Genomic DNA, 12,710 nt, shown 5'->3' with positions numbered 1-12,710 from the left:
CCAAAGAACACGAACCTTTTATGAACACACGCCGTCCTTGTCCCGGCCATAGGATGATACGGGGCGGCAGCGGCGGAATTTGCGGCCCTGGCCGGTATAAATTCCGCCGCCGCGTGGGAGAATGAAAGTGGCCTCACCGAAGGGGCTTCGGTGATGGGTACTTCTTTCGGCGGAGTGTGAACTTTGTGGATACGAGTGTCAAGCGCGGCGATATTTACTATGCCGATCTGTCCCCAGTGGTGGGCAGTGAGCAGGGCGGTGTCCGGCCTGTTCTGATCATCCAGAACGACACCGGGAACCGTTACAGTCCCACCGTCATTGCGGCGGCCATCACGTCCCAGACCGGGAAAGCGCGGCTGCCGACACATATTGACCTTCCCGTGGCCCAGAGCAGCGGTCTCAGCCGGGATTCCGTGGTGCTTTTGGAGCAGGTGCGGACCCTGGACAAAAAACGCCTGCGGGAGCGAATGGGCCATGTGGAGGAGGATGTGATGGAAAAGGTGGACCTGGCCATCGCGGTCAGCTTCGGCCTGCCTCACGACCAGCTGGTATGAAGAACGGCACGGCTTTTGCGAGAGCTTTCCAGCGGGAGGACCGCGGCCGCCGCGAAAGCGGCGTCAAGTGTTTTGCGCGGCAAAACCTTGAAATCGGCGGGATTCATTCCCGGCGATTTGAGTCAAATAAACAGGGCTCCCGCACCGTCAAGGACGGTGTGGGAAACAGCTTCGGCCTGCCTCACGACCAGCTGGTATGAAGAACGGCACGGCTCTTGCGAGTGTTTGTCGGCGGCAAGTGTTTTGTGCCGGCCGCCATGAGGGCATCGGACAATTGCGCTTCCCGGAGAGGTCCGCCTTTCCGGGAGGCGCTGCACCAAAGAGTTTGGAGGGTACATACACATGAAGAAAAACAGATGGCTTTTGCGGGCGGTGGTCCTGGTGCTGTTCTGCGGCGTCATGACCACGACGGTGTCCCTGGCGGCGGAGGCCGGCTCCTCCGGCGACCCGCTGGTGACCCTCAGCTACCTAAACGAAACATTTATGGACAGCATCATGGACCGGGTGGATGAGAAGATCGCCCAGCGGAACAGCCAGCTGTCCGGCCAGACCGGCGTCGGCGGCACCGCGGCGGATACCTTCACAGTGGTGACGCTGTCAAACGGCCAGACCCTCACCGGCGGCATCGGCTGCGAGGTGATGCTCCGGGTGGGCACGGCGGTGTGCGTGTCTCCCTCCAGTCCCGGCCTTATTGACGAGTCCTCCGCCGCTACGCTGAACAACAGCGGCGCTCTGGTCACCAACCATTTATATATGATGACCATTGAGGGCCGGGGCGTGAAAGCCACCGCCGCCACTGTGAAGCTGCTGGTCCGGGGCAGCTACACCATCGCTTAAACACATAAGGAAGCCCGTCTGCGCATATGGTTGCACAGACGGGCTTTTTTCGGGAGAGGAGGGCGGTATGGACAAGTATCCGCTGCTGTGGCAGGAACAAAGCGCTGGGGAGCTGACGGTGACGGAGGAGGGGCTGTACACCTGCTTTGACTGCACCTGCCGCCTGCCGGGAGATGGCATCTGGTGCGCCTGGGCCGTGGGGGAAGGAGGGCGGCTGCGGCTGGGAGTGCTGGAGCCGGACGGCCGCCAGGGCACCATCCGCCGCCGGTTCTCCCACCAGATGACGGCGCCGGTCGGGAAGCTGTTGCGGGGCGAGGTGCGCCCGGCGGCGGACCGCGCGGAGGAATGGGAGCCGTTTTCTCCCCAGAAGCATGCCCTGCGGACGCCCTGGCTGCGCCAGGCGTTGGCGGGGACCGGCGGTGTGCTGACCCGCTGGGCGGACGGAAAACGGTGGCTGGCGGTGCCTTGGGACCCTTCCAGGCCCTTTCCCCTGGTGCCCATTGTCTGCTTCGCTGTTCTCCGGCGCATCCGGGACCGGGACTACGCTGTGTTTGTGCTGGACGGGGAGGAGTGGCCGCAATTTCCTTAAATGGGAAAAAATCTCCCGGTGAATTGAAAATTTGGATACCATATTTCGCGGCGGCGTGATATAATACCCGCAAATCAAGATACCAGCCGCCTTTGGCGGCAGAGAATCGTATCGGGAGGTTCGCTATGAAATGTCCATATTGTGGTTACAGTGAGAGCAAGGTCATTGATTCCCGCCCTGCCGATGAGGGCGCCAGCATCCGCCGCCGCCGGGAGTGTTTGTCCTGCGGTAAGCGGTTTACCACCTATGAGACGGTGGAGAGCCTGCCCATGGTGGTGGTGAAAAAGGACGGCAGCCGCCAGAGCTTTGAGCGCCGGAAGGTCCTGGGCGGCATGATCCGCGCCTGTGAAAAGCGTCCCGTGCCTCTGGCGGAGCTGGAAAAAATCGCGGAGGAGATCGAGCAGGACCTCCAGAACTCCATGGAGCGGGAGGTCAGCACCGAGGACATCGGTGAGAAGGTCATGGACCGTCTGCGCAGCGTGGACCAGGTGGCCTATGTGCGCTTTGCCTCCGTGTACCGCCAGTTCAAGGACATCGATACTTTCATGGCGGAACTGAACAAGCTGCTCAGCGAGAAATAAACGTCACAAAATGTTGCGGATGCTGCACTTTTCCATCTCCGCCAGCAGCCGCATCTGGTCCCGCAGGTCGCTGAGCTCCGCCTGGAGCTCAGACGGTTCCCGGGCGGCGGCAAAGGCCTGGGAGCGGCGGTACATGGCCTCCGCGTCGTCCACGGCGTCGTGCTCCGTGACGATGTGGAGATAGGTTTGGCTGCGGCTCCAGTCTGAGTAGCTATCCGTCAGAGCGGCCTCCGCCGCCTGCCAGCGCTCCGCCACGGCCAGCTCCCGCACCTGCTGCAGCTGTGCCTGCCAGCGGGAGGTGCGCCGCTCCATGACGCGGCCATTCCACAGGGACAGGACCAGAATGGCCGCCAGCACCGCCAACGGCGGAAGACACCGCTTCATTCCACATTCTCCTTTTTGACACACAATACGCTGCCCTTTTCGTCCACTGTCAGCAAAAACACTTGGCGGGGCGAGGAGAGGCGGCGTTTTTTCAGCTCCTTTTGAAGCCACGCTTCATCCAACCCACAGGCAGTCAGGCGCTTTCGAAGCAGCCGCCCGTCGTTGATGAGGACCACCGGCAGCGTTACATCGTCCTCCGGCTCCAGCCCCAGCTGGGCCGCCGTGGGCGGCTTTTGGGCCGTTACCGGCAGCACGGACAGCTGGCCGGAGTTTTCCAGCACGGCGTACTTTACGTCGGAAAGGGAGGTGATGCCTTGACTCCGCAGCTCCTCCAGCAGCTCGTCCAGGGTATAGCGGTTCTTCGCCATGGCTGCTTGCTGGACCTTTCCGTCCCGGATGAGGACTGTGGGGGAGCCGCACACCAGCTCCCGGAACCGGAGGCTGCGCAGGGACAGCTGGCTCAGCAGCAGAGACAGGGACAGCAGCGTCAGAATGGGGATGACGCCGGAGAGTAGGGGAATGCCGAAATCCTGCATGGGCACGGTGGCCAGGTCCGAAATCATCATGGTCAGCACCAGCTCCACCGGCTCCAGCTGGGCGATCTGCCGCTTGCCCAGCAGCCGCAGGCCGGCGGTAATGAGGATGTATAAAATAACGGTGCGTACAAATGCTGTGATCATAGGCGTGTTCCCTCCGTTCCAACAGTGTTTCCGGCCTGGGGGGGAACTATTCTTGTGCAGGGCGGGTATTGCGCTTTCCGGCGGCTTATCATATACTAGGAACATACGCAGAGGTGAAAGGAGGCTCATGGGTTCGGCCCATCACAAGCGCCATGTGCCCGGAAGCAGCGGCCTTCGGGACGACGAGGCGGGGGGAACCGGCTTGCGGATACGCGGCCGGTCCGCGGCTTTGCCGTGGGATCGAAGAATTCGGCGGATGCCCCTCCGTGGCCGCGGACATGTGACACAGCTGACAAATATGCGGGTGACCGCAAAACAGAGAGGCTGTGACCGCGGAAAAAGAGACAAGTGACTGCGCATTTGTCCTTTTGGTAATGTATTATCAGGAGGAACTTTTTTATTATGTGCGGAATTATCGGCTATGTGGGCCGCCAACAGGCGGCCCCGATTTTGCTGGACGGATTGGAGCGGATGGAATACCGGGGCTATGACTCCGCCGGTGTGGCGGTGCGCTCCGGGGAACAGGGCCTGCAGGTGAAAAAGACCAAGGGCCGTCTGAAAAACCTCGCGGACATGATCCACGGCGGCGCCGACCTGGAGGGGTGTCTGGGCATCGGCCACACCCGCTGGGCCACCCACGGCGAGCCCAACGACATCAACGCCCACCCCCATGTCAGTGAGAACGGCTCCATCGCCCTGGTCCACAACGGCATCATTGAAAACTATCTGGAGATCAAGGAGCACCTGCAGAAGCTGGGTGTCACCTTCACCTCCGACACGGACTCCGAGGTGGTGGCCCAGCTGCTGGAATACCACTATAATGAGTGCCATAACATGCTGGAGGCTGTGGGACGGGTCCTGCGGCGCATCCAGGGGTCCTACGCCCTGGGCATCATCTGCTCTGACTATCCCAACGCCCTCATCGCCGCCCGGAAGGACAGCCCGCTCATCCTGGGCTACGGCGAGGACGGCAATTTCATCGCCTCCGACGTGACGGCCATCATCAAGTACACCCGGAACGTTGCTTATATGGATGACGGTGAGATCGCCGTTCTGACGGCGGACAGCATCGACGTGTTCGACGACGAGCTGGTGCCGGTGGAAAAGAGCCGTCACCAGGTGGACTGGGACGTGACTGCCGCCGAGAAGGGCGGATATCCCCACTTCATGTTCAAGGAGATCCTGGAGCAGCCGGAGGCCATCCGCAAGACGGTGTCTCCCCGTATCCGGGACGGCCGGGTGGTGCTGGACGATTTCAGCTTGACGGCGGAGCAGGTCCGGGACATCTCCCGCATTTTCATCATCGCCTGCGGCTCGTCGTACCATGTGGGCATGGTCAGCAAGTACAACTGGGAGCGGCTGCTGCGGCGGCCGGTACAGGTGGACCTGGCCTCGGAGTTCCGGTACAGCGACCCGCTGGTGGACGAGAGATCCCTGGTCATCGTCATCAGCCAGTCCGGAGAGACGCTGGACACTATGGCCGCCATGCGGGAGGCCAAGCGCCGGGGTGCCCGGACGCTGGCGGTCGTCAACGTGGTGGGCAGCTCCATTGCCCGGGAGGCCGACGACGTGCTGTACACTTGGGCCGGCCCAGAGATCGCCGTGGCCACCACCAAGGCCTATTCCACCCAGCTGGTGCTGATGGACCTCATCGGACTGTATCTGGCGGATCTGCTGGGCACGGTGGACCAAAGCGAATACGGCGCCATCCTGGCGGAGATGCAGGTGCTGCCGGAGAAGATGAGCCGCTTTCTGGAGCATTTTGAGGACGTCCAGTATTTCGCCTCCCGCTATTTCAACCACAATTCCATTTTCTTCATCGGGCGGAACCTGGACTACGCCATGGGCCTGGAGGGTTCCTTGAAGCTCAAGGAGATCAGCTATATCCACTCGGAGGCCTATGCCTCCGGTGAGCTGAAGCACGGCACCATCTCCCTTATTGAGCCGGGCACCCTGGTGGTGGCCCTGGGAACCTACGCGCCGCTGTTCGATAAATTCATCAGCAACGTGGTGGAGGTGAAGGCCCGGGGCGCCGAGGTGCTGGCCTTGACTACCGAAAGCTTCCGGGAGAAGATGGGCAAGACGGCGGACGCCGTTATCGCCGTGCCGGAGACCCATCCCTTTCTGAAGCCCTCCCTGGGTGTGGTGCCCCTGCAGCTGTTTGCCTATTATGTGGCGCTGCAGCGAGGCTGTGATATTGATAAACCGAGGAATCTGGCGAAGAGCGTCACGGTGGAATAAACAAAAAAATTCCTGCGCTATAGGGCGTGGGAATTTTTTTGTAAAAGCTCCTTGACTCTCCCACTGTGGCAGGGCGTATGCTGTACCTGAGCTCAAAAATCACATCGGTGTGGAGGAAGCGAATATGCTGAAAATCGGAGATTTTTCAAAACTGTCCAGAATCAGTATCCGCATGCTGCGCCATTATGACGAGCTGGGCCTTTTGACGCCGGAAACCATCGACCCCTTTACCGGCGACCGCTATTACAGCGAGGCCCAACTCTTCGCGGCAGGCCGCATCAGCGCCCTAAAGGACATGGGCTTCAAGCTCTGCGACGCGGCGGAGGTGCTCCGCTGCTGGGAGGACCGGGAGGCGCTGGAGGGTTGCCTGCTGGCCCAGCGGGAGCTGTCCCGTCTCCGGGCGGAAGAGGCGGCGAAACGGCTGCGGCTTCTGGACACAGCCTTGGAACGGCTGAGAAAGGATGAACCTATGAAATACGATGTGACGGTCAAGACCATTCCGGAGCGTTATGTTGCCAGCGTCCGGCAGGTCATTCCCAATTACGACCAGGAGGGCAGCCTATGGAGCATTTTTATGAAGGAGACTGCCCACCTGCGCATCCAGGACAGCGCCCCCTGCCTGTGTGTGGCGCTGTTCCACGACGGGGATTATAAGGAATCCGACGTAGATGTGGAGATCCAGAAATCCGTGAAAGGCGTTTACCCCGACACGGAGCACGTGAAATTCAAGACCATGCCCGCAGTCCAGGTGGCCTCCGCTGTCTGCAAGGGCAGCTATGACCAGATGGGCGATGTCAACGCCGCCGTGGCGTCCTGGGTGGAGGCCAATGGCTACACCTTTGACGGCACCGCCTTCAATATCTACCATGTCAGCCCTCACGAGACCGGGAACCCCGATGACTTTGTCACGGAGGTCTGCTATCCTGTGCGGAAAAAGTGAAGGGCCGGGTAGGACCATGTTTTGTTTATTTCACTGATTATTTCCCGGAAAGGAACAAAAACACGGCAAGACGCATCTTTATTAAAAAACATTCGGCGGGAGCACTTTGCCGCGGCAAGGTGACATAATATTTTCAGAAATTCTTTTCCTGGATATTGACCCTGCCGGCTTGGTTTTGTATAATGACGCTAGGCGCTGTTATAAAGGTGACATAACACCGCAGCCACCACCGGGCTGCGGTGTTTTTTTGAAATTCTCTTCGACAAGATCAGACAGAAAGGAATTGCCATGGGATATTTTCGACTGCCGAAAAAACTGCTGGCTGTTGTTTTGACGGGAGCACTGGCCGCCGGCCTCGCCGTCACCAACGCCGCCGCTTTTACCGATACGGAGGGCCACTGGGCCGAGAACGCCATCAGTAAGTGGAGTGAGAATTACGGGCTCATTACCGGCTATGAGGACGGTACCTTCCGCCCGGACAATTCTATCACCCGGGGAGCGTTCGCCGGCATCCTGGACCGCTTTTTGAAGTTCCGCACTGCCTCCTCCGCCGATACCTTTTCCGACACGGCGGGCACCTATTGGGAGGACGCCATTTTGAAGCTCCACGCATCCGGCGTCTACCTGGGCAACAACGGCAAGGCTCTGGCGGGCAGTTCCATTACCCGCCAGCAGGCGGTGACCATGATCGCCCGTGCGTTCGGCATCACAGCCAGCGAATACGCATACATGCCTTATTCCGATGCTGACCAGATCGCCTCCTACGCCCAGGAGGCGGTGGGGGAGATGACAGGCCGTGGCTTCATCACGGACTGCTTTGACGGCCGCTTCCGCCCCACGGACCCCATTACCCGGGCGGAGATCGTGAACATTATGAACAACATGGTCCAGGTGCTGATCCAAACGACGGACGCCTGTTCCGGCAATGTCTCCGGCACTGTTATGGTGAACAGCGCAGAAGGTGCCTCTCTCGTGGACATGCATATCACCGGGGACTTGATCCTGGCTCCCGGCGTGACAGGAGAGGTGACGCTGACCAACGTGGTGGTGAACGGCAGCATCCGCAACTTCAGCGGTGTGACGCCTACGGTGGTAAAGACGGAGGAGACGCCCAGCCCGGAACCGGAGCCGGAGGAGCCGGACATCATCGACCCGGAGGCGCCTTGGGAAGAGCCGGCGCCCGGTATCCAGCCCAGTGAGGTCTATACCCCCGGAGAGACCACCGGAGAATACTTGATGTATAGCGGAAAGCCCTATCCCGTGTACGCCGACGCGGAGCCCAGCCGCCTGTATGACGGGGACTTTTATTGGGAGGGTGACCGTTTGGTGTACGCTGGAGACGAGTTTGAGACCCGCTTCGGCATTGACGTGTCCGCCTACCAGAACCGGGCCAGTGAAGATGGGACCATCGACTGGGAGGCCGTGGCCGATGACGGTGTGGAGTTCGTCATGGTCCGGGTGGGCCTGCGGGGCTACTCCAGCGGCTCACTGAATCAAGACGCTTTTTATAAGGAAAATATCCGCGGCGCCATGGAAGCGGGACTGGAGACAGGCGTGTATTTCTTTGCCCAGGCCATTACCGTGGAGGAGGCCATCGAGGAGGCCGAGTACGTACTGGAGCTGCTGAAGGATTGTGACTTTGACGGCCCCGTGGCTTACGACTGGGAGATGCACGACGCCTCCTACCGGGTGTACGGCACTTCCCCGGAAATGGCTACCGCATGCGCCGTGGCCTTCTGCCAGCGCATCGAGGAGGCGGGCTACGACGCCATGGTGTACGCCGGGCAGTACGTCAGCTACATTAAATATGACCAAGGAGCCCTGGCACCGTATTTGTACTGGTATCCCGAGTACAAGAGCGCGTCCTCGGAGAAGCTGAGCCCCAGCCTCTATTATCAGATGGACTATTGGCAGTTCTCCAGCAACTGCTCCGTAAACGGCATCGGCGGCCGGGTGGACGGCAATTTGCAGTTCATCCGCTAAAGCCGGTATAGTGGAAAAGCAGCCGCCCAGGGGCGGCTGCTTTTCCAAGAATGTTATTTGCGGTTTTCCTTCTGGCTGCGGTTCTGCTGGTCCTGCTTGTTGTCGCGGTTGTTCTGCTGCTGGTTTTGGTTCTGGTTCTGATTGCGGTTGTTCTGCTGGTCCTGCTTGTTTTCACGATTCTGCATAGTGCTCGAATCTCCTTTCGTGACTTGGTACGGCTGTATTGTGGACGGAATGGGGAAAAAGTATACGCCGGCTTTCAAAAAAATAAAAAATGTGGTTGACAAAGCCGGAATGGACTGGTATACTAAATCAGCAAAACAAAGAAGGCGCGCATCCGCCTCACCTCCAGCCCCTGGCAAAGAGGTCAACAACGTTGTTACCAGGCCGCCGGTTTCGGTGGTTTGTTGTTGCGCGGATGCCATTAGGTATCCGCGTTTTGTGATTTTTTGGATGGAGGTGCTTCGACCATTAGTAAGCAAGTGCATGAACTGAATGAGGAGATCAATGACAAGGAAGTCCGCTTGATCGGCTCCGAGGGAGAGCAGCTGGGCATCATGCCCCCTGCGGAAGCTCTGAAGATCGCCGATGAGCAGGGTTTGGACCTGGTCAAGATTTCGCCCCAGGCTGTCCCCCCGGTGTGCAAGCTGATGAACTACGGCAAGTTCCGGTTCGAGCAGAGCAAACGGGAAAAGGAAGCCAGAAAGAACCAGCACGTGGTCGAGATCAAGGAGATCCGCATGTCTCCGGGCATTGATGTTGGCGACTTCAATACGAAGCTCAAGAACGCCCAAAAGTTCATCGCTGACGGCAACCGCGTGAAAGTCTCCGTCCGCTTCCGCGGCCGTGAGATGGCCCACACCGACATCGGTAAGGACCTGCTGGACCGTTTCGCCGAACAGTGCGCCGAAACCGCCAATCTGGATAAGCCCGCCAAGCTGGAGGGACGGATGATGTCCATCTTCCTGTCTCCCAAGACCGGCAAGTAAATCATCAAGATTTTTCAAACACACGGAAGGAGCAACTACTATGCCTAAGCTGAAAACCCATAGCGGTGCCAAGAAGAGATTCAACCTCACCAAGACCGGCAAGGTCAAGCGCGCCAAGGCCTTCAAGAGCCACATCCTCACCAAGAAGGATACCAAGCGTACTCGTCGTCTGCGCGCTGGCGGTTATGCTGACGCCACCAATGCGGATGTCGTCCGCAAGATGATCCCCTACAAGTAAGACACGATACGTTTAGAATAGGAGGCTTTTTACAATGGCTAGAGTTAAGGGCGCGATGATGACGCGCAAGAGAAGAAATAAAGTAATGAAGATGGCCAAGGGCTACTGGGGTTCCAAGTCCAAGCACTTCCGTGTTGCCAACCAGGCTGTCATGAAGTCCTTGACTTACGCTTACACCGGCCGCCGGCTGAAGAAGCGTGACTTCCGTTCCCTGTGGATCACCCGTATCTCCGCTGCCTGCAAGATGAACGGCATGAATTACTCCACCTTCATGCACGGACTGAAGACTGCCGGCATCGAGATCAACCGCAAGATGCTGGCTGAGCTGGCTGTCAACGATGCCGCCGCTTTCACCCAGCTGACCGAGATCGCCAAGAAGGCTTGATCGTACCAATCAAAAAGCAGCGCTTCGGAACTCCGAAGCGCTGCTTTTTGATCTGCGCCCTTACTTGCGGACCGCGAGACAGTAATCAACGCCCTCCGGGGCGGAAATAGGCCGGCCTGGACAGGCGCGGCTGCAGGGATCGAAAAAGCGAGCGGTGATGTCCGGCGGCGTCAAGTGCTCATAAATAAGAAAGCCGTGCTTTGCCAGAATCGTCTCCATTTCACTGTAAGACCAGTGCGACTGCATGGGCTCTCCGGCGGCGGCCGCCAGCTGCGCCTGCTTTTGGGTGCCGTTTTCCGCCTGCCTTACCGGATAGTCGAACACCAGACTGCTGCCCTCCGGGAACAGACTGCCCAGCACGGCCAGCAGCACGTCGAAATCCCGGGCAGAGAGGTAGTATACCAGCCCCAAAAGGCTGCAGAAGCTGATAGACCGGGTGGAGAAGCCGGGGCAGCGGAGCAGCGCGTTCTGCCAGCCGGGCTGTGCCAGGTCCGCGGAGATGTAGCGTACGTTGTCCGGGGGAACAAGGCCCGCCCGCTTCAGCCGAAGCTGCTTGTCGGACGCGGTCGCCGGGTGGTCCACCTCAAAGATGCGGAGGCCTTTTGCCCAATCGGGCTGGCGGCAGGCGAAGGTGTCATAGCCCGCACCCAAAATAACGTATTGCCTAGCGCCGATGGCCGCCGCCCGTTCCAGAGACTGTTCGGCGAAGGCGGCGCGGCCCAGGGGAGAAGGGGAGAGCTGCCGGTCCACCATATGGCCCAGGGCTTCTTCCGCCGTGCCATGGAAGTCCGGCGCGAAAAAGGAGATGCCCTGTGCCAGATACCCGGCGATCTGCCGGTATTCTTCATCTGTCAGCAGCTGTTTCGCCAAAGGATCGTCAAATGCTTTTGTTTCGCGGGTCTGCGTATGGTAGGCCCGGGCAAACAGGCACATCCGCGCCGTCATGCTTGCGTTGTTCATTTCAATCACCTCATATAGGTATATATACCGATTAAAAAAACACTGCAAGACTTGAAAAAATGCCCATTTTGTGGTATAATAAAAGCGGAATTTAAAAGAAATTTCAAAAAAACATCCCTTCCGCGCAGCGGAAGGGACGTTTTTTATTGGCGCTTTAGCGGCAATAAAACCCCCAGTTGAACTGGGGGTGGAAAAAATACTTTAGTATATGCGAGAGAAACCTCCTGTGATACTCTAATGCTGGTCTGGCAACCACAAAAGAAAACACAGGAGGTTTGTCATGCAAGATGACTTAAAAAGCTTATCACATAGTAAATGGAGGTGCAAGTATCACATCGTATTTGCACCGAAATACCGTCGGCAAATTGTATATGGAAAGATAAAAGCCGATGTGGGGAAAAATATTGAGAGAATTAAGTGAGCGAAAAGGGGTGGAGATACTGGGGGCGGAATGCTGTCCGGATCATATCCACATGCTTGTGGCAATCCCGCCGCACCTGAGTGTAGCTCAGTATATGGGATACCTCAAGAGTAAAAGCAGTCTGATGATATTTGATCGGCACGCGAATTTGAAATATAAATATGGGAACAGGCATTTCTGGTGCAGAGGCTATTACGTCGATACAGTAGGAAAGTACGAAGGGGCAATCAAAGAGTACATCCGGAATCAATTACAGGAAGATATCGCAAATGACCAGATCAGCCTGAAAGAATTTGTAGACTCGTTTACGGGTGAGCCGGTGAAACAGGGCAAATAATGGCAGCCCCCGAGTAGGGGGCTGCCACAAGAGATAGGCCCTTATAGGGCCTGTTCAAACCACCGGTTCAACCGGTGGTTTTGATTTAGCAGGGGAAAACCTGCTCAAATTGATAAAAAGCGCGGGGCTTTCAAACACTGCACGATTCTTCATGGCGGAACTCTAACGAGAACGAGATAGACGTTTTGTCACAGAGACATGAAAGACTTTCCACCTGCTTAAAGTTGGCTGAATCGTTCCACGAAAAACGTCCGCCTCTTTTGAGGCGGGCGTAGTTAAGGCTCCGTGTCTCCAACGGAGCCGTCACCTTTCAGTTTGTGATAAACCTTTAGGTTGGGACCAGAAGAGGGCTTGATGATGGGCTTTGCGTGGGCCTTTCCGCTTTTGGCTTTTCCCTGTAGCTCTGGAACAGGCGGGACGTCATTACGGGGCTGCGTGTGGGTCCAGTCTGGCCGGGCCATTCCTTTTTTCGCCATAAAATCACCTCCCGGATAGGATGTCCGCACAAAGCGCTGTTTATGTACTGCGGACTGCTTTACGGCGGGAGTGTCTGTGTGGTATAATCATTAAAAGCTGAGAAAGGGAGGAGCA

At 58.1% G+C, this 12,710-nt stretch carries 16 protein-coding genes and 1 pseudogene; 12 read left to right on the top strand and 5 right to left on the bottom strand.

Translation table 11 applies throughout. The annotated features are described in order from the left end of the window. The first annotated feature begins 185 nt into the window (after positions 1-185). From ACTQ4R_RS02030 to nrdR, 5 genes are all read left to right on the top strand, one after another. The gene (locus ACTQ4R_RS02030; RefSeq protein ID WP_441625344.1) at positions 186-554 is read left to right on the top strand and encodes a type II toxin-antitoxin system PemK/MazF family toxin; all 369 of its coding nucleotides are present in this window, start codon (positions 186-188) and stop codon (positions 552-554) included. Next, positions 551-754, top strand: coding sequence for a hypothetical protein (locus ACTQ4R_RS02025; RefSeq protein WP_441625342.1), 204 nt, complete (start codon positions 551-553; stop codon positions 752-754). Before ACTQ4R_RS02030 ends, ACTQ4R_RS02025 begins: the two co-directional genes overlap by 4 nt. 142 nt (positions 755-896) lie before the next feature. Continuing rightward, entirely contained in the window at positions 897-1,391 is a 495-nt protein-coding gene (locus tag ACTQ4R_RS02020; RefSeq protein ID WP_441625340.1) for a hypothetical protein, read from the top strand. Between the two features lie 67 nt (positions 1,392-1,458). Beyond that, on the top strand, positions 1,459-1,980 hold the full coding sequence (locus ACTQ4R_RS02015) for a hypothetical protein (RefSeq protein WP_441625338.1): 522 nt from the start codon (positions 1,459-1,461) through the stop codon (positions 1,978-1,980). 125 nt (positions 1,981-2,105) lie between these two features. Beyond that, positions 2,106-2,561 carry a transcriptional regulator NrdR gene (gene nrdR, locus ACTQ4R_RS02010; protein WP_441625336.1) on the top strand — a complete coding sequence of 152 codons (456 nt, stop codon included), beginning with the start codon at positions 2,106-2,108 and terminating at the stop codon, positions 2,559-2,561. Positions 2,562-2,564: 3 nt separating this feature from the next. Here the strand turns inward: nrdR and ACTQ4R_RS02005 are convergent, their stop codons facing one another. Both ACTQ4R_RS02005 and ACTQ4R_RS02000 read right to left on the bottom strand, forming a co-directional pair. Next, positions 2,565-2,945: a DUF4363 family protein gene (locus tag ACTQ4R_RS02005; protein WP_441625334.1), complete on the bottom strand. Its 381-nt coding sequence runs from the start codon at positions 2,943-2,945 to the stop codon at positions 2,565-2,567. Next, complete coding sequence (locus tag ACTQ4R_RS02000; RefSeq protein ID WP_441625332.1) at positions 2,942-3,625, bottom strand: DUF421 domain-containing protein; 684 nt, start codon at positions 3,623-3,625, stop codon at positions 2,942-2,944. Before ACTQ4R_RS02000 ends, ACTQ4R_RS02005 begins: the two co-directional genes overlap by 4 nt. Positions 3,626-4,027: 402 nt before the next feature. Here ACTQ4R_RS02000 and glmS point away from each other — a divergent pair, with 402 nt between their 5' ends. From glmS to ACTQ4R_RS01985, 3 genes are all read left to right on the top strand, one after another. Next, the gene (gene glmS, locus ACTQ4R_RS01995) at positions 4,028-5,866 is read left to right on the top strand and encodes a glutamine--fructose-6-phosphate transaminase (isomerizing) (protein WP_441625330.1); all 1,839 of its coding nucleotides are present in this window, start codon (positions 4,028-4,030) and stop codon (positions 5,864-5,866) included. 124 nt (positions 5,867-5,990) lie between these two features. Continuing rightward, positions 5,991-6,806 carry a MerR family transcriptional regulator gene (locus ACTQ4R_RS01990; protein ID WP_441625328.1) on the top strand — a complete coding sequence of 272 codons (816 nt, stop codon included), beginning with the start codon at positions 5,991-5,993 and terminating at the stop codon, positions 6,804-6,806. 288 nt (positions 6,807-7,094) lie between these two features. Then, positions 7,095-8,789 (top strand): S-layer homology domain-containing protein, encoded by a 1,695-nt coding sequence (locus ACTQ4R_RS01985; RefSeq protein ID WP_441625326.1) that lies wholly within the window; start codon positions 7,095-7,097, stop codon positions 8,787-8,789. 53 nt (positions 8,790-8,842) lie between these two features. On the opposite strand, the gene ACTQ4R_RS01980 is transcribed toward ACTQ4R_RS01985, so the two are convergent. Beyond that, the gene (locus ACTQ4R_RS01980) at positions 8,843-8,974 is read right to left on the bottom strand and encodes a hypothetical protein (protein WP_441625324.1); all 132 of its coding nucleotides are present in this window, start codon (positions 8,972-8,974) and stop codon (positions 8,843-8,845) included. Between the two features lie 297 nt (positions 8,975-9,271). Here ACTQ4R_RS01980 and infC point away from each other — a divergent pair, with 297 nt between their 5' ends. From infC to rplT, 3 genes are read left to right on the top strand one after another with little or no spacing between them, the layout of a single operon-like run. After that, positions 9,272-9,778, top strand: a complete 507-nt coding sequence (infC, locus tag ACTQ4R_RS01975) for a translation initiation factor IF-3 (RefSeq protein ID WP_441625322.1) — start codon at positions 9,272-9,274, stop codon at positions 9,776-9,778. Positions 9,779-9,818: 40 nt separating this feature from the next. Further along, the gene (rpmI, locus tag ACTQ4R_RS01970) at positions 9,819-10,016 is read left to right on the top strand and encodes a 50S ribosomal protein L35 (RefSeq protein WP_441625320.1); all 198 of its coding nucleotides are present in this window, start codon (positions 9,819-9,821) and stop codon (positions 10,014-10,016) included. 34 nt (positions 10,017-10,050) lie between these two features. Next, a complete protein-coding gene (rplT, locus tag ACTQ4R_RS01965; protein WP_441625318.1) occupies positions 10,051-10,401 on the top strand; it encodes a 50S ribosomal protein L20 in 351 nt (116 codons plus the stop codon). A gap of 60 nt (positions 10,402-10,461) precedes the next feature. On the opposite strand, the gene ACTQ4R_RS01960 is transcribed toward rplT, so the two are convergent. Further along, positions 10,462-11,361 carry a class I SAM-dependent methyltransferase gene (locus ACTQ4R_RS01960; RefSeq protein ID WP_441625316.1) on the bottom strand — a complete coding sequence of 300 codons (900 nt, stop codon included), beginning with the start codon at positions 11,359-11,361 and terminating at the stop codon, positions 10,462-10,464. Positions 11,362-11,641: 280 nt separating this feature from the next. On the opposite strand from ACTQ4R_RS01960, the pseudogene tnpA reads away from it, so the two are divergent. Beyond that, positions 11,642-12,119, top strand: a pseudogene (tnpA, locus tag ACTQ4R_RS01955) (IS200/IS605 family transposase). Between the two features lie 275 nt (positions 12,120-12,394). Here the strand turns inward: tnpA and ACTQ4R_RS01950 are convergent. Then, on the bottom strand, positions 12,395-12,595 hold the full coding sequence (locus ACTQ4R_RS01950; RefSeq protein WP_441625315.1) for a hypothetical protein: 201 nt from the start codon (positions 12,593-12,595) through the stop codon (positions 12,395-12,397). Positions 12,596-12,710 lie beyond the last annotated feature (115 nt).

The organism is Dysosmobacter sp. Sow4_B12 (assembly GCF_052116665.1).
Taxonomy (GTDB): Bacteria; Bacillota; Clostridia; order Oscillospirales; family Oscillospiraceae; genus Oscillibacter.
This window is presented reverse-complemented; position numbering and strand designations above follow the sequence as displayed.